The sequence below is a fragment of the Bacillus sp. RSS_NA_20 genome (assembly GCF_020165915.1).
Classification (GTDB): domain Bacteria; phylum Bacillota; class Bacilli; order Bacillales; family Bacillaceae; genus Bacillus; species Bacillus altitudinis.
In genome coordinates, this window is sequence record NZ_JAIUKW010000003.1 from 912,145 (window position 1) to 932,837 (window position 20,693).

22 protein-coding genes and 1 riboswitch are annotated in these 20,693 nt (G+C 42.5%); of the genes, 7 read left to right on the forward strand and 15 right to left on the reverse strand.

Annotated features, from left to right (window positions below):
* Positions 1 to 10: 10 nt before the first annotated feature.
* The 3 genes from LCD32_RS04615 to licT form a co-directional block, all read right to left on the reverse strand.
* Positions 11 to 1,432 (reverse strand): glycoside hydrolase family 1 protein, encoded by a 1,422-nt coding sequence (locus LCD32_RS04615; protein ID WP_008343856.1) that lies wholly within the window; start codon positions 1,430 to 1,432, stop codon positions 11 to 13.
* Between the two features lie 18 nt (positions 1,433 to 1,450).
* A complete protein-coding gene (locus LCD32_RS04620) occupies positions 1,451 to 3,310 on the reverse strand; it encodes a beta-glucoside-specific PTS transporter subunit IIABC (RefSeq protein ID WP_008343857.1) in 1,860 nt (619 codons plus the stop codon).
* 236 nt (positions 3,311 to 3,546) lie between these two features.
* Positions 3,547 to 4,383 (reverse strand): BglG family transcription antiterminator LicT, encoded by an 837-nt coding sequence (licT, locus tag LCD32_RS04625; protein ID WP_008343858.1) that lies wholly within the window; start codon positions 4,381 to 4,383, stop codon positions 3,547 to 3,549.
* Between the two features lie 185 nt (positions 4,384 to 4,568).
* Between licT and LCD32_RS04630 the strand changes: the two genes are divergently transcribed.
* Entirely contained in the window at positions 4,569 to 4,769 is a 201-nt protein-coding gene (locus LCD32_RS04630) for a hypothetical protein (protein ID WP_024719046.1), read from the forward strand.
* Between the two features lie 33 nt (positions 4,770 to 4,802).
* Here LCD32_RS04630 and LCD32_RS04635 read toward each other — a convergent pair whose 3' ends face one another.
* Both LCD32_RS04635 and LCD32_RS04640 read right to left on the reverse strand, forming a co-directional pair.
* Complete coding sequence (locus LCD32_RS04635) at positions 4,803 to 6,422, reverse strand: APC family permease (protein WP_060780718.1); 1,620 nt, start codon at positions 6,420 to 6,422, stop codon at positions 4,803 to 4,805.
* 343 nt (positions 6,423 to 6,765) lie between these two features.
* Entirely contained in the window at positions 6,766 to 7,734 is a 969-nt protein-coding gene (locus LCD32_RS04640; protein WP_007498459.1) for a rhodanese-related sulfurtransferase, read from the reverse strand.
* A gap of 199 nt (positions 7,735 to 7,933) precedes the next feature.
* Between LCD32_RS04640 and LCD32_RS04645 the strand changes: the two genes are divergently transcribed.
* The gene (locus LCD32_RS04645; protein WP_060780717.1) at positions 7,934 to 9,016 is read left to right on the forward strand and encodes an iron-containing alcohol dehydrogenase family protein; all 1,083 of its coding nucleotides are present in this window, start codon (positions 7,934 to 7,936) and stop codon (positions 9,014 to 9,016) included.
* A 79-nt stretch (positions 9,017 to 9,095) separates the two neighbouring features.
* Here the strand turns inward: LCD32_RS04645 and LCD32_RS19335 are convergent, their stop codons facing one another.
* Entirely contained in the window at positions 9,096 to 9,167 is a 72-nt protein-coding gene (locus LCD32_RS19335) for an IS3 family transposase (protein ID WP_349926096.1), read from the reverse strand.
* A 259-nt stretch (positions 9,168 to 9,426) separates the two neighbouring features.
* On the opposite strand from LCD32_RS19335, the gene LCD32_RS04650 reads away from it, so the two are divergent.
* Entirely contained in the window at positions 9,427 to 9,564 is a 138-nt protein-coding gene (locus tag LCD32_RS04650; RefSeq protein WP_156409652.1) for a hypothetical protein, read from the forward strand.
* A 248-nt stretch (positions 9,565 to 9,812) separates the two neighbouring features.
* On the opposite strand, the gene LCD32_RS04655 is transcribed toward LCD32_RS04650, so the two are convergent.
* The 4 genes from LCD32_RS04655 to LCD32_RS04670 all read right to left on the reverse strand — a co-directional run bounded on the left by LCD32_RS04655 (position 9,813) and on the right by LCD32_RS04670 (position 12,653).
* Complete coding sequence (locus tag LCD32_RS04655; protein ID WP_017358734.1) at positions 9,813 to 10,640, reverse strand: aldo/keto reductase; 828 nt, start codon at positions 10,638 to 10,640, stop codon at positions 9,813 to 9,815.
* A 297-nt stretch (positions 10,641 to 10,937) separates the two neighbouring features.
* Entirely contained in the window at positions 10,938 to 11,354 is a 417-nt protein-coding gene (locus LCD32_RS04660; protein WP_048001347.1) for a hypothetical protein, read from the reverse strand.
* A gap of 29 nt (positions 11,355 to 11,383) precedes the next feature.
* Positions 11,384 to 11,845: a DUF523 domain-containing protein gene (locus LCD32_RS04665; protein ID WP_045034650.1), complete on the reverse strand. Its 462-nt coding sequence runs from the start codon at positions 11,843 to 11,845 to the stop codon at positions 11,384 to 11,386.
* 349 nt (positions 11,846 to 12,194) lie between these two features.
* A complete protein-coding gene (locus LCD32_RS04670; protein ID WP_017366520.1) occupies positions 12,195 to 12,653 on the reverse strand; it encodes a MarR family transcriptional regulator in 459 nt (152 codons plus the stop codon).
* A gap of 207 nt (positions 12,654 to 12,860) precedes the next feature.
* On the opposite strand from LCD32_RS04670, the gene LCD32_RS04675 reads away from it, so the two are divergent.
* Positions 12,861 to 13,628, forward strand: a complete 768-nt coding sequence (locus LCD32_RS04675) for a GNAT family N-acetyltransferase (protein WP_060780716.1) — start codon at positions 12,861 to 12,863, stop codon at positions 13,626 to 13,628.
* Between the two features lie 137 nt (positions 13,629 to 13,765).
* A complete protein-coding gene (locus tag LCD32_RS04680; protein WP_008343876.1) occupies positions 13,766 to 14,143 on the forward strand; it encodes a hotdog domain-containing protein in 378 nt (125 codons plus the stop codon).
* Between the two features lie 42 nt (positions 14,144 to 14,185).
* Here the strand turns inward: LCD32_RS04680 and LCD32_RS04685 are convergent, their stop codons facing one another.
* The gene (locus LCD32_RS04685) at positions 14,186 to 15,358 is read right to left on the reverse strand and encodes an MFS transporter (protein WP_060780715.1); all 1,173 of its coding nucleotides are present in this window, start codon (positions 15,356 to 15,358) and stop codon (positions 14,186 to 14,188) included.
* Positions 15,359 to 15,435: 77 nt separating this feature from the next.
* A riboswitch (purine riboswitch) is annotated at positions 15,436 to 15,535 on the reverse strand.
* 399 nt (positions 15,536 to 15,934) lie between these two features.
* On the opposite strand from LCD32_RS04685, the gene proS reads away from it, so the two are divergent.
* Positions 15,935 to 17,368 (forward strand): proline--tRNA ligase, encoded by a 1,434-nt coding sequence (gene proS, locus LCD32_RS04690; protein ID WP_025206661.1) that lies wholly within the window; start codon positions 15,935 to 15,937, stop codon positions 17,366 to 17,368.
* 288 nt (positions 17,369 to 17,656) lie between these two features.
* Positions 17,657 to 17,833: a hypothetical protein gene (locus LCD32_RS04695; RefSeq protein WP_224562934.1), complete on the forward strand. Its 177-nt coding sequence runs from the start codon at positions 17,657 to 17,659 to the stop codon at positions 17,831 to 17,833.
* Positions 17,834 to 17,885: 52 nt separating this feature from the next.
* On the opposite strand, the gene LCD32_RS04700 is transcribed toward LCD32_RS04695, so the two are convergent.
* From LCD32_RS04700 to LCD32_RS04715, 4 genes are read right to left on the reverse strand one after another with little or no spacing between them, the layout of a single operon-like run.
* Positions 17,886 to 18,662, reverse strand: coding sequence for a sulfite exporter TauE/SafE family protein (locus tag LCD32_RS04700; protein WP_041508161.1), 777 nt, complete (start codon positions 18,660 to 18,662; stop codon positions 17,886 to 17,888).
* 58 nt (positions 18,663 to 18,720) lie between these two features.
* A complete protein-coding gene (locus LCD32_RS04705; RefSeq protein ID WP_008343881.1) occupies positions 18,721 to 18,951 on the reverse strand; it encodes a sulfurtransferase TusA family protein in 231 nt (76 codons plus the stop codon).
* Between the two features lie 34 nt (positions 18,952 to 18,985).
* Positions 18,986 to 20,113 carry an MBL fold metallo-hydrolase gene (locus tag LCD32_RS04710; RefSeq protein WP_024719147.1) on the reverse strand — a complete coding sequence of 376 codons (1,128 nt, stop codon included), beginning with the start codon at positions 20,111 to 20,113 and terminating at the stop codon, positions 18,986 to 18,988.
* A 15-nt stretch (positions 20,114 to 20,128) separates the two neighbouring features.
* Positions 20,129 to 20,689: a sulfurtransferase TusA family protein gene (locus LCD32_RS04715; RefSeq protein ID WP_224562936.1), complete on the reverse strand. Its 561-nt coding sequence runs from the start codon at positions 20,687 to 20,689 to the stop codon at positions 20,129 to 20,131.
* Between the last annotated feature and the right edge of the window lie 4 nt (positions 20,690 to 20,693).

The following is a 20,693-nucleotide window of genomic DNA, read 5'->3' on the forward strand; positions in this document are numbered from 1 at the left end:
TGTGATATTGTTACTTCCCGATGTTCTCTCCATTTTGCTCGATTAATGTTTCATACCAATAAGAGCTCTTTTTCCGAATTCTCTTCAGGTCTTTCAGGTCAAATTCATCACGGTTGACGTAGATAAAACCGTAACGTTTTGAGCAGCCTTGGTGTGTACTGATTAAGTCGATGGCTGACCACGGACAGTACCCGAATACCTCAACACCGTCAGTGATCGCCCATTTGATTTGTTCAATATGTTTTTCTAAATAATCAATTCGATAATCATCCTGAATCGATCCATCCGCTTCTAACTTGTCAAAAGCGCCTAGTCCGTTTTCCGTAATAATAAGAGGTAGCTGATAGCGGTCGTAAATTTCACGCATCGTTGATCGGAAACCGGTAGGGTCAATCTCCCAGCCAAATGCATTTTTACTTAAGAACGGGTTGTTGCCGCCTTTGTAGACGCCATCTTCACCAGATTTTAAATGCTGATCTCCGCCGCGGGCAAATTCATCATTGCCATCTCCTTTACTCGCTTCAACCGTTTGAGATGTGTAGTAGTTAAAGGCAATGAAGTCTGGTTTTGCACTTTTCAAAATATCCATATCTCCCTCTTCAATCACAGGAAGAATGTCTTTTTCCTTCATGTATGCCCATGCAAGGTTGTTATAACGACCGAATACCGCCATATCAAGATATAGCCAGTTGCGGATCGCATTGTAATTAGCCGCAGCAATGACATCCTCGGGTTTTGGAGATGCCGGGTAAATAAGGGCGATGTTTGGCGCTGGTCCGATTTTCGCCTCAGGCAGCAAACGATGACAAAGCGTCATGGCTTTCGCCTGTGCCACAAGCATATGGTGGTTCTGCTGATATAGTTCTTTTTTCGGATTTTCTAAGTTTGGATCCAGTGTACCTAAAGCTGATCCATGTAAGATCATCATGTTTTGTTCATTAATCGTCAGCCAATATTTTACCTTCTCGCCATACTCCTGGAACAAAACCTCCGCATAACGTTCAAACGCATCGACTGTCGAACGATTTGACCAGCCGCCTTTCACTTGAAGCGCATGAGGCAGATCAAAGTGATACATCGTCACAATTGGTTCAATGTCATAGCGGCGCAATTCATCAATGAGAGAATGGTAGAAGTCAATTCCCTTTTGATTGATCTCCCCATCTCCATCTGGAATGATACGTGTCCATGCAATGGAGAAACGATAAGCTTTCAAGCCCATTTCTGCAAACATCTTCACGTCCTCTTTATATCGATGATAGTGATCGCTGGCTACCTTAAAATCAGTTGTTCCTTCAGGATAGCTTTCTCTCATATCAATGACTGAAGGTCCCTTGCCATCCTCGTTCCATGCACCTTCTACTTGATAGGCGGAAGTCGATCCGCCCCAGAAAAAGTCTTTTGGAAATGGTGCTAGTGTTGAATATCTCATGATTATATCCTCCCTTTCTTAAACTAAGTGTAAAAATGATTGTCCTGGTGTCACTTGTTTTTCTTCTGTCTCAATGATATCGCTAAATTCACCGGAATTGGTAATAATCACAGGTGTTGTGACAGAAAGACCTGCTGCTTGAATGGCCTCAATATCAAACTCCGCAAGCAGTTCACCTTCTGTAATGGTTTGGCCCTGCTCAACCTTCGGCGTAAAATGACGGCCCCCAAGTTGTACAGTATCCAGTCCAATATGAATGAGTACTTCTGCTCCGCTTTCAGAGGTGAGACCGTATGCATGTCCTGTTGGGAATACCGTTGTCACGACCCCAGTTACTGGTGCAAACAGCTTACCTTCTGATGGAATAATGGCTGCACCCTTACCTAATGCGCCAGATGAGAAGGCTTTATCTTGCACCTCTTCTAGCTTGATGACTTCGCCAGATAAAGGACTTTTCACATGAGCTGCTTTGACACCATGTTCATTTTCAGATGCTGGTGCAGAACTAGCTGCAGGAGCATCTTCTTCATCCACAGGATCTTTGAATCCAATCAAATAGGTTAAGACGATTGAAAGGACAAATGAAACGGAAATTCCGATTAAGAATCCTGTAAACCCTTGACCATAGAAGATCGGAAGTGTCAGTAAACTCGGAAGACCTGATGCGATCGCAATACTTTGTGAATAACCAATAATGGCACCACCGACACCGGCAGAGATAACCGCTGCAATAAATGGTTTTTTCAAACGAAGTGTGACGCCGTATACAGCAGGCTCTGTAATTCCAAATACAGCAGAAACCGCTGTCGATCCAGCTAATGATTTCAGCTTTTTGTTCTTTGTTTTCAGCATAACACCGATTGAAGCACCGGCTTGTGAAAATACAGCTGGCGCAGTGGCCGGCTTAATATGATCTTTTCCATGGACCGCAATATTATTTAAAATGACTGGCACAAGCCCCCAATGGATACCGAAGATGACAAGAACCTGCCATGCCATCGCAATTAAAGCACCGGCAAGTGTAGGGCTAAAGGAGAATACTTTCAGCAGGACGGCTGCAATTCCGTTCCCTGCATACACACCAAATGGTCCAAATACGATCAGTGTCAGTGGAACGACCGTGACCAGTAAAATCAGTGGTGTAATAAAGTTTTTCACACTTTCATGAATGACTTTGTTAAAGAAACGTTCGATATATCCCATCACAAACACTGCCAAAATAATCGGGATAACCGTTGATGTATAAGACATTAAGACAACCGGAATACCGAAGAACGACACATCTCCGCCGCCTTTTGTGAGCTCTTGAATAGTCGGGTAGATCAGTGCACCTGCAATCGTCACAGCGACAAATGGATTCGCTTTAAACTTCCTAGCAGAAGTGAATGCGAGCAGCAGCGGCAGGAAGTAGAACAAGCTGTCTGATGCGGCAAATAAAATTTGATACGACGTATCTTCAGGAGATAACCATTTTGCATTGATACAGATGCCTAGAAGTCCTTTTAAAATACCGGCACCCGCCATGACACCTAGAAGCGGTGTGAAAATTCCAGAAACAATGTCGACGAATTTTCCGAAAAGACTTGTACTTTCTTCACTTGATCTTGCAGATGAAGAAGTGGAATCCTCTAATAGATTCGTAAACTCCCCAATCTCTCGATATACCTCTGGTACGGTGTTGCCAATGACCACCTGAAACTGGCCGCCGCTTTCCATGACAGTCACCACACCATTTAATTTTTCAATGGCCGCTTTATCTGCTTTTGATCTGTCATTTAATGTGAAGCGAAGTCTTGTGGCACAGTGAACCAATGAATGAACATTTTTCTCTGTCCCGATATGTTTGATAATGTCTTCTGCTAATTGACGATGACTCATACAAAAACCCCCTTTTTTTCAAAAAAATACGTTTTTAGGCAAAATAAAAACCTAAACGGGCACCAAAAATAGTCGCAACTTGCTATTGCGCTTTTTCAGTGAACGTTTAGGTTTTGCCTGCCGAACAGTCACAATCCTCTAAGACGATCATTGTGAAACCGTATTCTTTTATGTTTATGAGCAAATAGTACCACTCACTTTTTATGATGTCAACGCTTTCTTTTAAAATTCTATCTTTATTTTTCTCGTTTGATGAGTCGATTCAAATGAATCGATAGATAGAGCATCTCCTCTGATGTTAGATCGCGATGATATGTTTGATACACATATTCCGCGATTTTCTTTGCGCATTCGTACGCCTTCGGATATTTCACTTTAATCAGCTGATATAAATCTTGATCTTCACTGACGAGTAACGTTTCGTTGATGAGACGCTGTACGAAAAAGCGTAAATGTGTGAGAAAACGATAAAAGTTGAGCGAGTCTTCATCAAATTCCATGTTCAAGTGATATTTCACAATGGTCAGTATGGCATTCACTTCTTTTGTGATATTGACCGTTGTATTCATGTCTTCATTGAGCTCTGCATTAATGATATGCATGGCAATAAAGCCCGCTTCATCTTCAGGCAGTTCAATATGAAGACGATCTTCAATCATCTCAAGGCATTCCTTCGCCACGAGAAACTCATCTTTGTATAAACGTTTAATCTCCCAAATCAGCGAATTCTCAATCAAGTGGTTTTTCTTTAATCGTTCAATGGCGTAATGAATATGGTCTGCCAGCGATACATGCAGACTTTCGTTTAATCTTCGGTTCAGCTTTGTATGTGCGTATTGGATCATTTCCTCGGTCACCTTGACGACATCATATGGAACCTCTTGAAGCAGCATTTTCATCCGCTCATGTACGGAATGATCTTCTAGGCGGAACACTTTATCAATTAACGCCTCGTCCACCGGGTCGCCGGGACGTCTTTGAAAAGCGATGCCTCTGCCCATGACGACGATTTCTTTTCCTTGTTCATCTATCACACTAATGACATTATTGTTTAGAACCTTTTGAATCTGCATCTCCAAACACCTCCGTCTATAACCAGCCATCTACACTCAAAATATGCTCTCATCTTAACACAACTGTCAAATCACTTGGCGTTTTTATCTGACTTTTGAAATAGATTTCACGATATTTTTACTTCTTTCTTGCTGGTCTGATCCTCCCCCGGCCTGCATACAATACCCCGAGGAGGTGACCTTCGATGAAGGCTTTTTTCTGGTCAGCATCTTTTTTATTCATGTTCATTCTTACTCTCTTTATTCTAGGTATTGTTTTTTGGCTTAGTGGACAAGGCTTAGATCAGCTATGGAGATATGCGCTTATCTGTCTTGTGACAGCCACCGTTCTACACGGCGTTACCACTTGGCTAAAGCAGCATGTCATGCATCACTCATCCAAATAAAAGGCTGCCCGCAGTATTCAGGCAGCCCTTCCGTTATTCCTTAGATGAGGCGGCTTCTTTCTGAGAAGCACGCAGTTCATCATTAATTTTTTTCGCATCTTCTAAAAACTCTGTTTCAAATCCACTTTTGAGTGCCCACATATAAAATAACAACGCCACAACTGCAATGAGCGCCATATCCCAGCCATAATGAATGACGTTATACCCGCCAAATTTATCACTGCCGAGACAAGAAATCGTCATCATCACAAGCAAATACACAACCATCCAAGCACCTGCTTTAAAGTGACGGCCAAAGCCCTTCCACTTCGCTTTTGCTTGATAGTAAAAATAGATTGGCAGACCGATGAGAATAATGAAGAGCACCTGACCCGTCAGCGGCCATCTCGCCCAGTAGAGTGTCAATGATGCAAAGACAAAACCAAGCGGAGCAATGATGCTGAGTCCTTTAATTCGCAATGGACGATATAAATCAAATCCCGTCTTTCTCAGCGTCATCACTGTCACAGGTCCTGTCAAATAGGAAATCAGGGTCGCCACAGAGATAATTTCAGCGAGAACCCCCCATCCTCTAAACAAAAACAGAAAGATAAACGATACGCCTAAGTTAAAAAACATCGCTGGACGAGGCACACCATAAATTGGGTGCAGACGACCAAGTACACTCGGCATGTACTTGTTTTTTTCCATCCCATAAATCATACGAGACGTCGTCGCCGTATACGTAATCCCTGTTCCAGAAGGAGAAACGAACGCATCTGCATATAAAATAAGGACAAGCCAGTTGATCCCTAGCGCAATGGCAAGGTCAGCAAATGGCGAGTTGAAATTCAAATGCCCCCAGCCATTCACTATCATTGATGGATCGACAGCCCCAATAAAAGCGATTTGCAGCAGCACATAAATGACCGTTGCAATCAAAATCGATCCAACAATGGCGATTGGAATCGAACGCCCTGGATTTTTCGCTTCTCCTGCCATATTAATCGGGCTTTGGAAGCCATTAAAAGCAAATACAATCCCTGATGTTGCCACAGCTGTGAGCACACTCGCCCAGCCGTTCGGCGCAATACTTGTTCCAGAAGTAAAATTCTCACTATGAAAACCTACGAATAAGAGCGCACCAATTGTTAATCCTGGAATGACGATTTTAAAAACCGTAATGAATGTATTCGCCTTTGAAAACAACCCAACTGTCCAATAATTGAGCAGAAAATAAATCACCAGCAGCACACTTGCCACCATGAGCCCCTCGGTCGTCAAAACCCCTTTTGTGACCAAATGGCTTGTCCACTTTGCCCACTCCCAAGGCCATGAGCTCATGTATTGAACGGAGGCCACTGCCTCAACAGGAATCACTGATACAATGGCGATCCAGTTTGCCCAAGCGGCGATAAATCCAATAAAAGAGCCGTGTGAATATTGCGTATATTTGACCATTCCGCCTGCCTCTGGAAACATCGACCCGAGTTCACTATAAGACAATGCGATAAATAAAATAACAACCATCCCGATCAACCATGACAAAATAGCAGCAGGGCCGGCGATTTGAGCAGCCCGCCACGCACCAAAGAGCCATCCTGAACCAATGATTGAGCCAAGACCTACCATCATTAAAGCGAAAGTTCCCATCCTACGATGCAAATGATTCATGTTCATAACACCTTTCGATTAAAATACAGAGCATGTGTCGAGCAAGCGCCTTTCTTTTATAGCAGCTCACCTTTCATTCCATTGGCAAATACTTTCTGATCTGAACTTTTATCTTTGTTCATTTTTTTGCCTGTTATATTATCTCTCAATTCTCCATTTTCTGAAATAGTCGAACATGCTTATTTCAAAAGAAAGCGCTTTTTCAACTGTTCAATCTATTAGACTGATTAACTACCTTTACCCTTATTTTGAAAAAAACAAAACAAAAAAGAAAGAGGAAATGACTTCCTCTTCCCTCTGAACACGTATCATTCAAAGAAAAAAGGATAAAAGGGAAACCCTCTTATCCTTGTGAGATTGCTTGTTCTTTTTCAATGACAGCTAGTCTTTCTTGAACTTCTTCTTCAGACAAATTATGTTGTTTCACATAAAGGTTACGTTCGCTTGTGCGGCATTCATGGCTGCAGCTGCGCATATATTTATGCTCGCTTTCTTCTGTTGCAATCATTTTGCGGTTACATGCAGGGTTCGCACAGTTCACATAACGCTCGCAAGGTTCGCCAGTGAAGAAATCTTTTCCTACTACGACGTGCTCTGTTTGATTGACTGGAACCGTTAGGCGGTTATCAAACACATAACACTGACCGTCCCAAAGCTTTCCTTGAACTTCCGGGTCTTTTCCGTACGTGACAATTCCACCGTCAAGCTGGGATACATCTTCAAAGCCTTCACGCTTTAACCATCCTGAGAATTTCTCACAGCGTACGCCGCCTGTGCAATACGTCAGAATTTTTTTCCCTTCAAGAATCTCTTTGTTGTCACGAATCCACTCAGGTAATTCACGGAATGTCTCAATGTCAGGGCGCACAGCACCTCTGAAGTGACCGACATCAAACTCATAATCATTACGTGCATCAATCACGACCGTATCAGGTGATTGCATTTGCTCGTAAAATTCAACTGGGCTGAGATGTTTCCCCGTTAATTCTAGCGGATTCACATCATCTTCAAGACTTAAATTCACCAATTCATTTCGGTGGCGGACGTGCATTTTCTTAAACGCATGACCATCTGCTTCGTCAATTTTAATTGGCATGGACGCAAAGCGTGGATCTTCTTTCAATGCTTGCATGTACTTGTCCGTCTGCTCAATGGTACCAGACACGGTTCCGTTTATGCCTTCAGATGAAACAAGAATACGACCTAACAAACCAAGTTCCTTACAGAATGCTAGATGCTCTGCTGTAAATGTTTCTGGATCCTCAATGGGGACATATTGATAGTAAAGTAATACACGATATTGTTTTTCCATATATATAAACACCTCTTAAATTTAATCAAAACATACCATTTTATATCATACAGGAAATACATACCTTAAGGCAATGTCAGTAGTTCAATTCCATAAAACGGAAGGGTCTATGGTCTCATATTGTTCGATTATTTGACAGAACTTTCTGTAAAATGAGATGATTTAAGAACTATATGATTTCGTAAAGGAGCATAAGTCAATGATCCAGCCAGAAGATATCGTCAGAAGCGGTCCTAACCAGTTTATTTCTCAAAAGGGGATTTATCATGAAATCGAGTCATTTGTTACTCCCTTTCAGTCACCAGCTATAGTGACAGGATATGACTCATATCAAGCCTTTTCACAGTACACAAAGCTTCCATCCGAGTGGCCTGTTGTTCAGCATAAAGGTTACAGTTCACCAAATGCGATCACACGAATTGCGGAAGAACTCAAGAGTTCAGACGTGATCATCGGGATCGGTGGGGGCACGATTTTAGATACAGCGAAGTCTGTTGCCGACGCTCTCCAAATTGAAGTGATCATGGTGCCGACGATTCCTGGGACATGTGCGGCTTCTACACCGCTCAGCGTCATTTATGATGACAAGGGAAATTTCATGAGGGTCGACTATCATAAGCGGTCCAGCTATCTCACGTTAATTGATCATACTTTTTTGCTTTCATCTCCTCTTTCCTATCTCCAAAGCGGAATTGGGGATACGCTGGCAAAATGGTATGAAGCGGAAGCCATTATTCGTAACACAAAAGGCACCTTGCCGCTCATGGTACATGCTGCATTAAAGCAGGCAGTGTACGTTCGTGACATTCTTCTGACTCATAGTGAAGAAGCCGTTAGCAGTTTAAAAACAGGTCAGCTTTCTCAAGCCTTTGCAGATGTAACAGATACGATCATTACGTTAGCCGGAACAGTCGGCGGCTATGGAGGACGTTATGGCAGAATGGCAGGAGCCCATGCTGTTCATAATGGATTAACATTTATTGATGAAACACATCATGTGTTACATGGACAAAAAGTGGCCTATGGCATTCTCGTTCAGCTTGCTGCAGAAAACCGTATGACGGAAGTAGAAGAATTACTTGAGCTTTATCAAACACTCGGATTACCTAGAACGATGCGTGAGCTTGGCATCACAGCTCAGCTAGAGGAAGCAGCACATACAGTGGCAAACCATGCTGCACGTAAAGATGAAACCTTTTGTTTGATTGGAGACTATAAGAAAGAGCAAATTGTCGACGCCATTCAAATCATTGAGACCTATCAGCCTCAAAAAACGGTTTGAACATACGGGCAAATAAAAAGCACAGGCATCTTGAAGTAAACCATTTCAACTAGACAGAGTTAAAAATATCCTTAGCAGCCTAAGTCCTATATTGATATGGGCTTAGGTTGTTTAACGTGTTTTGGAACCGTTGATTGTTGTAAAAATAAATACTTCTTGCACTGGACTTGTTTTGGTCTAACCTTCATTCACCACTTTTCCTCCAGACATGCAACTCAGTATGCGTCATTTTTGTTTACGAACTTCCACTCGTCAAATTCACTCAATATGAGGAGTAACCTCATGGCACAAAACAAATTTTATCAATAGTAAGTAATTTCAAATAATAGTACGATATTGAAAATACTCGAATGATTTCAGTTTAATAAGACACAAGACAATTCAACATATTGTGATAGGAGGGAATTTGTTTGTTATTTGTGGGTATGGCCATTTTAATTGTGGTGTGTATTTCTGGGTCTATGATCGAGAAAAGAATAAAAAACATGGAGCAACAAAACGACACCATCATAGAACTGTTAAAAGAACAATTGAACAATAAAAAATAAATGATAAGTTTAGAAAAACCCGTAAGCCAACTAAACAGTTAGCTTACGGGTTTTTAGCTTAGTTGTAATTTCATCTTGCATACATCTTATCTTTCTTTGCATATAGTGTAAGGGGTTATTGAAACTGTATAAAGCCCAGCTTTATGTGAGAACTGGTTAGTATCATCAGCTCTTGCAGCTGCAGTTTGCGTTTCGTGTACTTTCTCTTTCTACTATAGGGAATCATATTACCTTACCCTTTTCTTATATTAAAAATCGAAGTTATCTGGGTCTGGACCCGTGCGCTCATCTTCATTGAGCTGATCAATGACACTCATTTCATGGGCGGACAACTCGAAATCAAATACGTTTGTATTTTCGATGATTCGGCTCTTCGTCACAGATTTCGGAATGGTGATAATGCCATGCTGCAAGTCCCAGCGAAGAATGACTTGCGCCACTGACTTCTCATGTTTTTTCGCAATATCTTGAAGCACCGGATGGTTAAGAAGTTTTCCGCTGCCTAATGGCGACCATGCTTCTACATGAATGCCTTTTGCCTTGCAGTAGTCACGTAAAGGCTCCTGCGTCAGCTTCGGATGCAGCTCAATTTGATTGACCATTGGTACCACTTCTGCCTCTTCTAATAAATCTTCTAAATGATGCTGATGGAAGTTACACACGCCAATGGCTTTCACGCGGCCATCCTTATACAGCTTTTCTAGCGCCTTCCACGTTTCTTTATATTTGCCTTCAACCGGCCAATGGATTAAATAAAGATCCAATACATCCAGACCTAGTTTGTTCATACTCGTTTCAAAGGCTTCAAGCGTTGACTCATATCCTTGATCACTATTCCACACTTTTGTCGTAATGAACAGCTCATCGCGAGAGATGCCTGATTGCTGAATGGCTTTGCCAACACCTTCTTCATTTTGATAGGCCGCTGCTGTATCTATACTGCGATAGCCCGCTTCAAGTGCGTCTTTGACTGCATTTACAGCCTCATCCCCATCTTTTACTTGCCATACACCAAAGCCAAGCTTCGGCATTTTCACTCCGTTTGCTAATGTGACTGTATCTGTTAATCCACTCATCAAACAAACCTCCGCTTCATTTTTGCTTACCATGCACTATACCCGAATGTGCGAAAGATCATGCATGAAGATAAACCATTCATAGACTGAATGATCTCAGATAGTTGACAAAGGGCTAAAATGAACTTGATTTTAGCCCTTTGTCTTCTTTTCAGTGTGATAGAAAACCTTTGCAGCCCTAGGAAGGACGAGTACTGGCGCGGAGCGAATTTCACATTCGTGAGCACCGGCACGCAGGACTGACAAAGAATGCGAGGGTTTGTCTACACGCTGAAACCATTCATAAACTGAATGATCTTATTTGATGTATTGTCCCATATCGACTTGATTTGCATCAACGATTTGGTATTCACTGATTCGATTTTTTGTTTTAGAACCATCATACGTCTCTAAAAAGCTTTGATCATAAAAAATCAGACCATACATTTGCTTTTCGTTCTCGTACACTCTGATCCAATACGATTCTTTTGAGGCTTTTTTAGCCTCGTTTATTTTCTTTAATTGAATACCCGAAAATTTCTTCAGCAACTTTTGAATATCCTCTTTCTTGTCCACCACAACGCGCTCATCATCATGCTCAATTTGAATGGAAGTCACTTTATCTTTATCAATCGAGACCACATCATCAAAAGCATATGTTTTGGCATTGATCATAAAATAAAGACCTATTCCGATGAAAATAACGACTACTAAACCAATGATCCACTTCTTCAACCTAACTCCTCCTTCAATTCACGCCATCCCTATACAAACAGCGAGGTCCAATCATCCTCCTCAGAGAATACTTGAATCCCATGCTGTTTCAGCAAGGCAGACGTCACACCGTCCCCAGCCTTTGTCTTACCGTTAAACTCTCCCCGATAGATCATCCGGCTTCCGCAAGAAGGGCTGTACTCTTTTAACACGACGGATGTTGCGCCAAGAGTCTGAACCTGCTTAAGCGTGTCTTGTGCACCTTTTACATACATCTCTGTCACATCTGTTCCATGAACATCAACTACAGAAGCCTGCCCTCGTAAGACATCATGACCATCTCCACCAATAATTTCTGCGGGAGGTCTTGGTGTAGAGAAACCGCCAAGCAGCTCAGGGCAAACTGTTACCGCCTTTCCTTCCTGCACAAGCTCCTCGATACGTTGATCTAATCGATGGCTGCCATTATAACGGACCTTTAATCCCGCAAGACAAGCGCTGACAACGATCATGTATGTTCCTCATTTCTATGTATTGAACGTTTTTTGCTGACTTTAAAATAAATCCATAAAGGCAAACAGAGTATCGTGTACATCAGAAAGGGCAGAGCACAATACAAAACAGCCGCCCACATGGACCCTTCAACTCCTGTCACTCCAAAAAAATAAACAAATAATAGCAAGCTGACAAACAATCCGACGAACGGCATGATAAATACATATTTTTTGAAATTTTCCATCATCTCTTTCACCAACACGGCTCCCTTCCTCAATCATCATCACGAATAACGTCAATATATGTTAATTTTACCATAAAAAAAACCGAAAGCATCTAGTTTATAGAAAGCTTTCGGTCCGTTATTTATATCTTTTCCTTCCAAGCCTTTAAGAAGCGCTCAATAACCTGTAGTTCGTCTTCATTAAATTCATGGAGGAATTCTAAATAGGAGGAGACTGCCTGTTCATGAAGTTCATCATGCAGTGCCGCAAGCTGTGTGCCTTCCTCTGTGAGTGAATAATAGACGGATTTCTTGTCACCTTGCCGGTGGCGATAGTCGACCATACCTTTTTCGATGAGCTTTTTCACAGCCTTTGTAATAGCTGGTTTTGATAGTTTTAGTTGTTGTGAAAGAAATGTATTATTGGATTCGTTAGGGTTTGCTTGAATCATAGATAAAATATGAAGCTGTGTAAGTGTCCAATCTTGCTTGAGTGTATCAGTCGTGGTAATCAGTGGATCTGTTGGATCGTTCCGTTTCTTTTCCCTATGCATAATCAAATCTTGAATCGCTTTTAAGACAATCTGCTCGTTTGTTTCCATCTGAACCTCCACTCTTAACTGGTTAATAAAATGGTACTAATAATCAATAAAGGAGTCAAAAGAAATGTGGGGATGATGAAAAGAATGGGTCATCAGACCTGATAAATAAAAGAACTTTTTTACTAGATTACAAGAGACAGCACAATTTCCTTTTCTTTGCTATTATTTATGATAGGTACCCCTCAATCAAAAAAAGAAGGTGAGAGAATGAAAACAGAGCAGCAAATGGCCATTCGCCAGTTAGAAGAAAAAATAAATTTGTTTACTTCTGTTGTCAACGGATCGTTCCTATCAACGGAGGATTTCGTTCTATCAAACACGCATATATCAACTGACACGTTCAATTTGTTATTACCCATTTCAGCGCACATACAAGATCAACAAAAAGTGGAAGCTGCCATCGAACAAATGCAGCAACAGCAGCTAGCATTCAGCACATGGATCACTCAAAGCCTGCTCCACCCCGATTGGTCGAATATCATGCAGAAATATGGGCTTCAAGAAGTGGAACGCAATACCATCATGATGCTTGAACATACAAACGACATCGATCAAAGGACCTCTCAATCGCTTACGATCAAGGAAGTGACTGACGATCAAACCTTTCTCGATTATCAACATTTATTTATCGAACTTTTCGAAGGATCACCTGAGGCAATCGCTTTAAACAGCTATTTCCAGTGCTTTTCGATTGAACGATTACACCCGAGTACCCGCATGTTCGTTGGATATGAACTCAACAAACCGGTCACAACGGGCTTATTGATTGAAACAGCAGACAGCTACGGTATTTATGATGTCATCACAAAGGCAGAACACCGCGGAAGAGGACTTGGCAGTGACATGTTTCATTACCTTCTGACCCAAACAGATAACAAACAAAAGTGTGTGATGTTACAAGCCTCAAATGACGGCAAACATATCTATCAGCGTGCCGGATTTCAACCAATTGGAGAAATGGTTGTTTTTGAATAGAAGATGACATTTTTCCTGACTTATCGAGGGTAAAGAAAGGCATCCTGTCTCTTCTTTGCCTCTAACATCTCATCACAAAAATGAATGTACATTCATTCACTCCTTTGGTACATTTAAAAAAAGGAGCTGAAGAACAAATGGTTCGACCAGGCGATCAATTTCAAACAAGCAAAACCTATACGCATGAAGATGTGATTCAATTTGGCGAGATGACAGGTGATCTTGGCAAACATCATACCGAGCTAGATGATCAAGGCAGGCTCATGGTACACGGTTTTCTCACAGCAAGTCTAGCCACGAAGCTTGGTGGTCAGTTTCATTTTATCGGTCAAGAGATGACATGTACCTTCATACGCCCTGTTTATACAGGTGACACCATTACCTGTCAGATGGCCGTCACCAAGGTAGAACCCCTTGAAAAATACCATCGTGTCCACCTTTTTTCCCGTTATATCAATCAGCATGGAGAAGAAGTCATTACTGGTAAAAGTGAAGGTGTGGTTTTCAAAAAATAAAAAGCTGCCTATGATGAGGCAGCTAAACGATCTTATTCTCTTCTATTCAGCGTGATGCTGACGATCCATATAAAGCGGCGGTCTCTTTAATGAAATCACTGCACAGCTAAAGGCAATCAGCACAAAAATAGCGCCGAATTTAGCCAAGTCAACGGATGAACCAGTCATTGTAAACATGACGCCGCCCACGGCTGATCCAATGGAAATCCCAATTTGCAAAGCGGATGTATTCAAACTCTGCTGAATATCAGACGTCACAGGGTCTGTTTGAATCAAATAGCTCTGCAAAGCAGGTGTCAGTGCCCAGCTAAGAGCACCCCATAGGACAACCATCACCATAAAGAGCATAAACACTCCCGCTGTATAAGGAAGGATAAACATCACAATGGCAAACGCCATGGTCACAAGCAAAATGGCTTTTCCTGATCCTAGTTTGTCACTCAGCCAGCCGCCAAACCCATTCCCGCCAATCGACGCAAGCCCGAAGACCAAATAACAAATACTAATCCAAAACGGAGTCATACGCAGAACTTCCATCAGAAATGGCGTGAAATAAGAATACAGCATATAATGACCAGCAAGCATGAACAAACTAATCAAATGTGCACTGAAAATTTTCGGATGCCCTAAAGAACGAATTTGTTCTTTAAGCGGTGTGACTTTTTCAACAGGCATTTTCTCCAATAGAAAATAAATGAGTACCATGGATATGGCTGACAGAATACTGATTCCTAAAAACATCACTCTCCAGCCAAAGCTCTCTGTAATAAAAATACCGATCGGTACACCGAGAACAAGTGATGAGCTAATCCCAATAAAAATCAGACCTAATGCTTTCGCTCGATGCGCCGGTTCCACCAGCTTGGCCGTAATCGTCAATGATAGCACCACAACAAGCGCTGTACTCATGGCAATCAAGACCCTAGAGATCATGACAAGGGCAAAGGTGGAACTAAAATATGTGAATACATTGCCTAATGTAAAGACCAATAATGCGATTAAATACAGACGCTTTCGTTCGATTTTGGCTGTGACGGTCAGTAGCACCGGTGCTGAAATAGCATACACAATCGCAAATACCGTGATCAGCTGCCCAGCTGTCGCAAGAGACACATTGAGATCCTCTGCTAAACTTGGCAAAATGCCCCCAACCACAAGCTCAACTAATCCAACCGCAAAAGTAGAAACAGCTAATAAATAAACTCTCCAGTTCATGTCTAACATCCCTTCTCTATATCATGGCTTTCACTTTTGATACAGGGTGCAGACAAACAAAAAAACCCTGATTACAAAAAAGGAAAGCGCGCTTTTGTAATCAGGATTTATCGGATCCTGGTAGAAACCCTCAAACCATATTATTGAGGTTATACAAGTCTATTTTTTTCTTCAAATATATTAGCATAGCCTTCCATAACGTGCAAGCTGCAAAAATAGAAAATGTTTGCCAATGGCTCTTCGACATAAACGACCTCAGAAAGGCATGAAATGAACTTGCGGACCAACTTGCTTTCTCCCCCATTTACAGGTAAACTGATGAAAAATCAACGAACAAGAATCAACGTAGATCTGGAATAGTAGCTTGAATCGATCTTTACCAGAGAGGGAACGGTGCTGAGAAGTTCCTACTGACATCTTCAAGTGAACCTGCCGATTTAGTTCTGTTTCATACAGCGGTTCATACCGTTATCATGATCGAGTGTAAAGCTGTGCTTTAAATTAGGGTGGTACCACCAGGAATGGTCCCTAACTTAAAGCACAGCTTTTTTGTTTTTTTAAAAGGAGGAAAAAGCGATGTCAAAGAAACAATTTGTTGAGAAAATTACAAGCATGGAAGACGACTTTGCCCAGTGGTATACAGATGTTGTCACAAAAGCGCGTCTCGTCGATTATTCAAGCGTTAGAGGCAGTATGATTATTCAGCCATACGGTTTTAAAATTTGGGAGAATATTCGCGACGAACTTGATCGTCAAATCAAAGAAACGGGTCACGAGAATGTCTATATGCCGCTCTTTATCCCAGAAAGCCTTCTCCAGCAAGAAAAGGATCATATCGAAGGCTTTGCTCCTGAAGTGGCGTGGGTGACACATGGCGGTGATTCGGAATTACAAGAAAGACTCTGCGTCAGACCAACCTCTGAAGTGCTGTTCGCCGAGCATTATAAAAACATCATTCACTCCTATCGTGATTTACCAAAGCTATATAACCAATGGGCCAATGTCGTCCGCTGGGAAAAGACAACACGTCCATTCCTTAGAACCCTTGAATTCCTCTGGCAGGAAGGGCACACTTGTCACGAGACAGAGCGAGAAGCGATTGAAGAAACAGAAAAAATGCTCCATGTCTATGCGTCTATTTGTGAAGATCTTCTAGCGATCCCTGTCATTAAAGGAAGAAAAACAGAGAAAGAAAAATTCGCTGGCGCTCGCTTCACCTATACGGTTGAAAGCTTGATGCATGACGGAAAAGCCCTGCAAACCGCCACTTCTCACTTCTTCGGCAACGGATTTGCCAAGGCGTTTGGCATTGAATTTTTAAATCGAGAAGGAAAATTAGAGCATGTCCAGCAAACATCATGGGGCTTCACCACAAGAATCATTGGCGCTATGATCATGGTGCATGGCGATGACAGAGGACTTGTCCTGCCGCCAAACATTGCGCCAACCCAAGTACGTGTTGTGCCAATTGCTTCCCATAAAGAAGGTGTCCTCGATCATGCCTATGAATTAAAGGATCGACTCGCCCGCATCGCACGCGCTGACATCGATGCAAGTGATAAACAGCCTGGCTGGAAATTCAACGAATGCGAAATGCAGGGCATCCCATTACGCGTAGAAGTAGGACCAAAGGATATGGAAAAAGGCCAGGTCATGCTCGCAAGACGAGACACAGGTGAAAAGCAAGCCGTCACATTAGATGCACTTGAACAAACCATCACGTCCACGCTTGAAGACATTCAGCAGACGATGTACGAAAAAGCAAAAGAACGATTACATGAAAAAACATCAAACGCCCACACAATCGAAGACATCGAGCAGCTTCTTGCCGAAGAAAACAGGTTGATCAAAGCCATGTGGTGCGGTGATGAAGACTGCGAAAACGACATCAAAGAGAGAACAGGGGCGACATCACGCTGTATCCCGTTTGAACAAGAATCCGTTTCTGACACATGTGTCTGCTGCGGAAAACCTGCATCTGATATGGTGTTCTGGGCGAAAGCCTATTAATCATACTTCAAATTGTTGACAAGGGCTAAAATGAACTTTATTTTAGCCCTTGTCTTCTTTTCAGCGTGACGGAAAGCCTTTGGACTCTTGCGAAGCGAAATTAAAAATCATGAGCGCCAGCATGCAGGGATGACAAAGAATGCGAGGGTTTGTCTATACGCTGAAGCATCTTATACGATGCTTTTTTTTGTTAAAAAGAGCCAAATATCCATTGACCTCCTTCACACAATCCCCTATAATTCATATTAATATAATCGGCTTTTAAGACTTTAACTGGAGTGGTGATCTATGAAGCGCTGGCTCTCAATATTTAACGAACGTTGTCCAAAATGTAAAACAGCATTAGATGTCTCGAAGTCCAATGCCTTGCAAGGCAAAGTCGTGAAAACATGCCCCAATCTTCATTATCAAAAAGAGTACCACCCTGCACTTGAAACGTATATCGAGCACGATGGCATGAAATAAAAAAGACCAACACATGGAAAAGAGCCCTTGCTCTCAGTTGTTGGTCTTTTTCTTATAATAAATCCACCCAGATTTTGATCGCTGTGGCTGTAATCATCACGGCAAGCGCCCATTGCAAATAAACGGCATTGATTTTCTGGCCAATTTTCGCCCCAATCGGCGCGGCCATCAAACTGGCTACCATTAAGATAAGCGCAGGCAAGAACATGACTTGACCAGTCAGCACTTTCCCAGCCGATGCGCCGATCGCGGAGAGAAACGTAATCGCCAGAGACGACGCAATCGTCATCCGCACAGGGATTTTGAGAATCGATAGCATCACCGGCACTAAAATAAAGGCACCGCCTGCACCTAATACACCCGATACACTTCCGATCACAAAGGCAATACCAGCCGCCAGTCCTTTATGAAAGGTCACCTCTCCATCCGCTTCTGCCTGCTGACCTTTTTTCGGAACAAGCATTAAAATAACAGCGACAATGGCAAGCAGACCATAGACTACATTGATGCCTTTCTCTGGAAGGAAATGTGATAAATAGCTGCCTAATAAACTCCCTGCCAATATACTGCTCCCCATATATAAAATTAATGGTCGATGTAAAAATCCGCTTTTTCGATACGCCAGCACACCGCCGAGTGTCGAAAATAGGACTTGAATGGCACCAATCCCTGAAACCTCGTGTGCCGATAATGCCATCACTCCGACAAGAGGCGGGATATAAAGCAGCATGGGATAGTTGATCACCGATCCTCCTATTCCAACCATTCCTGATAAGAAGGAACCAATAAATCCGATGATAAATAAAGTAATAAAAAATGCAAAATCCACGCTGGTCTCCTCCTTTGCAAAAGGAAAAGGGGCTCCCTCATAGATACCCCTCTCCTCTTTAGGACCCTTTTCTCACCCAAAACTTCAGCACATGTCCTTCATCCGTCTGCGTGATCAATTCATGTCCGCTTGACTTAGCCCATGCAGCCAAATCAGCTTTGGCCCCTTTATCTGTTGCATGTATTTCTAATACTTGGCCTTCTGCCAAGTCGTTCATTTTTTTCTTCGTCCGAATAATCGGCATTGGGCATGCAAGCCCGGTTACGTCTAAAATGTGATCTGATGTCATCTGATCATCCCTCGCTTCTTTATTTTATTGAACATTATCGAATCGCACAACGGTTTGGACCAATTTCCATGTCTCGCTGCGCTTCCTCGTCTGGATGCAGCTTCCCCATATTGGTAGACCGAATGTCTTGATAAGCGTTTGGCTGTGCAGGTAGATGCTGCGTGACCATTTGTCTAAATACGTCTTCATCTTCAATGTTCAGCCCGTGATTTTCTTCAAACAAAGCGCCTAGCGCCTTCCAAACGCTTCCGTCTTCATTAAGCTCATCCACGATCATAAAATGTGCAGGCAGCACAATCAATTCTGCCGAAAGCGCCGTATATCGTGTATAAAGGGTTTCTCTCAAATCACCTACCCAGTCCTCCGCCATACCGGCTAGGTCAGGTCTTCCGATCGAATCAATGAACAAAATATCACCTGAAAGGAGATAACGGCCGTCTACGATAAAAGAGGTTGAACCAATCGTATGGCCCGGTGAATAAAGGGCATGAATCTCAATCTCCGTCGCTCCAATCGTCACACGCTGTCCTTCTTCAAGGTGATTGTAATCAAATGTCACCTCTTCGGCGTCTTTTGGCGGTAGCCAATAGATAGCACCAGTCTGTTCAGACAGCTTTTTCCCGCCAGATATATGGTCCGCATGAAGGTGCGTATCAAACACATGCGTCACCGTGACTTGATGTTTTTTAGCAAATTGCGTATAGACCTCCGTCATTCTAGCCGCATCAATAATCGCAGCTTCCCCATTCGACATGATCATATAGGACAAGCACCCCTTGCCCATTCGCACAAATTGGTACAACTCTCCACCACCAGTTAAATCACCGATCTTCACTGGCTCTAAATGCTCACTCCATGCCTTCATGCCGCCTTGCAAATAATGGACCGTTCTGCCTGCCTCTGACAGCATCTCTGCCACCATAATAGAGGAGCCTTCTTTCGCACAAACGACCAGTACATCTAGGTCATCCGGTATGTTCTCCACCATATCCTCTACGCCATCAAGAAGCTCAAAGTAAGGCACATTTAAATATTCAACGGCTTTCCCTTCAATTTTCCAGTCCTGCACATCTGATTCGTTTCGTACATCCAACAAAAAGATCGGCTCTTTGTTGATGATCTTTTTTGTTAACTGTTCTGCTGTCATTGCTTTTACAGTCATTGGTTCATTCAGCTCCTATTTTTCAATCTCTCCTGTCCAGCTGTTCATGCCTGGCACTACATTGATCAATTGATGAAATCCTTTTTCTTTTAACTTTTGTGCGGCTAATTCACTTCTTCTGCCTGAATGACAGATGAGGTAAATGAGCATCTCTCGGTTCAATTCTTCAGCACGGTGTTCCACCTCACCGAGAGGGATGTGAACAGCTCCTGGAATATGACCCGCTTCATATTCATCCGGCTCTCGTACATCTAAAATAAACAATGACTGATCTCCTTTTACCTTCTGTTGAAACATGTTCAACGACATTTCCGAAATCATTGACTGCTCCTCCTCCTGTTTCGCTCCGCCTTTACGAATCAAATGATGAAGCACCTGTCCTTCTACTTTTGTTCCTAAAAATTCATGACCGGCGCTTTTTGACCAAGCTGCTAAATCCGCTGTAGACCCTTTATCGGTTGCTTGCACTTCAAGCACATCTCCTGGCAAGAGCTCATTCATTTGTTTTTTCGTTTTGACAATGGGCATTGGGCATGCCAATCCTTTTGCATCTAGAATTGCTGTTGGTTGCTGCATTGTT

Excerpts from the sequence above, each read along its gene's own strand:
- LCD32_RS04615 (WP_008343856.1), bottom strand. The coding sequence starts at position 1,432 with ATGAGATATTCAACACTAGCACCATTTCCAAAAGACTTTTTCTGGGGC.
- LCD32_RS04620 (WP_008343857.1), bottom strand. The coding sequence starts at position 3,310 with ATGAGTCATCGTCAATTAGCAGAAGACATTATCAAACATATCGGGACA.
- licT (WP_008343858.1), bottom strand. The coding sequence starts at position 4,383 with ATGCAGATTCAAAAGGTTCTAAACAATAATGTCATTAGTGTGATAGAT.
- LCD32_RS04630 (WP_024719046.1), top strand. The coding sequence starts at position 4,569 with ATGAAGGCTTTTTTCTGGTCAGCATCTTTTTTATTCATGTTCATTCTT.
- LCD32_RS04635 (WP_060780718.1), bottom strand. The coding sequence starts at position 6,422 with ATGAATCATTTGCATCGTAGGATGGGAACTTTCGCTTTAATGATGGTA.
- LCD32_RS04640 (WP_007498459.1), bottom strand. The coding sequence starts at position 7,734 with ATGGAAAAACAATATCGTGTATTACTTTACTATCAATATGTCCCCATT.
- LCD32_RS04645 (WP_060780717.1), top strand. The coding sequence starts at position 7,934 with ATGATCCAGCCAGAAGATATCGTCAGAAGCGGTCCTAACCAGTTTATT.
- LCD32_RS04655 (WP_017358734.1), bottom strand. The coding sequence starts at position 10,640 with ATGAGTGGATTAACAGATACAGTCACATTAGCAAACGGAGTGAAAATG.
- LCD32_RS04665 (WP_045034650.1), bottom strand. The coding sequence starts at position 11,845 with ATGATCGTTGTCAGCGCTTGTCTTGCGGGATTAAAGGTCCGTTATAAT.
- LCD32_RS04670 (WP_017366520.1), bottom strand. The coding sequence starts at position 12,653 with ATGGAAACAAACGAGCAGATTGTCTTAAAAGCGATTCAAGATTTGATT.
- LCD32_RS04675 (WP_060780716.1), top strand. The coding sequence starts at position 12,861 with ATGAAAACAGAGCAGCAAATGGCCATTCGCCAGTTAGAAGAAAAAATA.
- LCD32_RS04680 (WP_008343876.1), top strand. The coding sequence starts at position 13,766 with ATGGTTCGACCAGGCGATCAATTTCAAACAAGCAAAACCTATACGCAT.
- LCD32_RS04685 (WP_060780715.1), bottom strand. The coding sequence starts at position 15,358 with ATGAACTGGAGAGTTTATTTATTAGCTGTTTCTACTTTTGCGGTTGGA.
- proS (WP_025206661.1), top strand. The coding sequence starts at position 15,935 with ATGTCAAAGAAACAATTTGTTGAGAAAATTACAAGCATGGAAGACGAC.
- LCD32_RS04695 (WP_224562934.1), top strand. The coding sequence starts at position 17,657 with ATGAAGCGCTGGCTCTCAATATTTAACGAACGTTGTCCAAAATGTAAA.
- LCD32_RS04705 (WP_008343881.1), bottom strand. The coding sequence starts at position 18,951 with ATGACATCAGATCACATTTTAGACGTAACCGGGCTTGCATGCCCAATG.
- LCD32_RS04710 (WP_024719147.1), bottom strand. The coding sequence starts at position 20,113 with ATGACTGTAAAAGCAATGACAGCAGAACAGTTAACAAAAAAGATCATC.
- LCD32_RS04715 (WP_224562936.1), bottom strand. The coding sequence starts at position 20,689 with ATGCAGCAACCAACAGCAATTCTAGATGCAAAAGGATTGGCATGCCCA.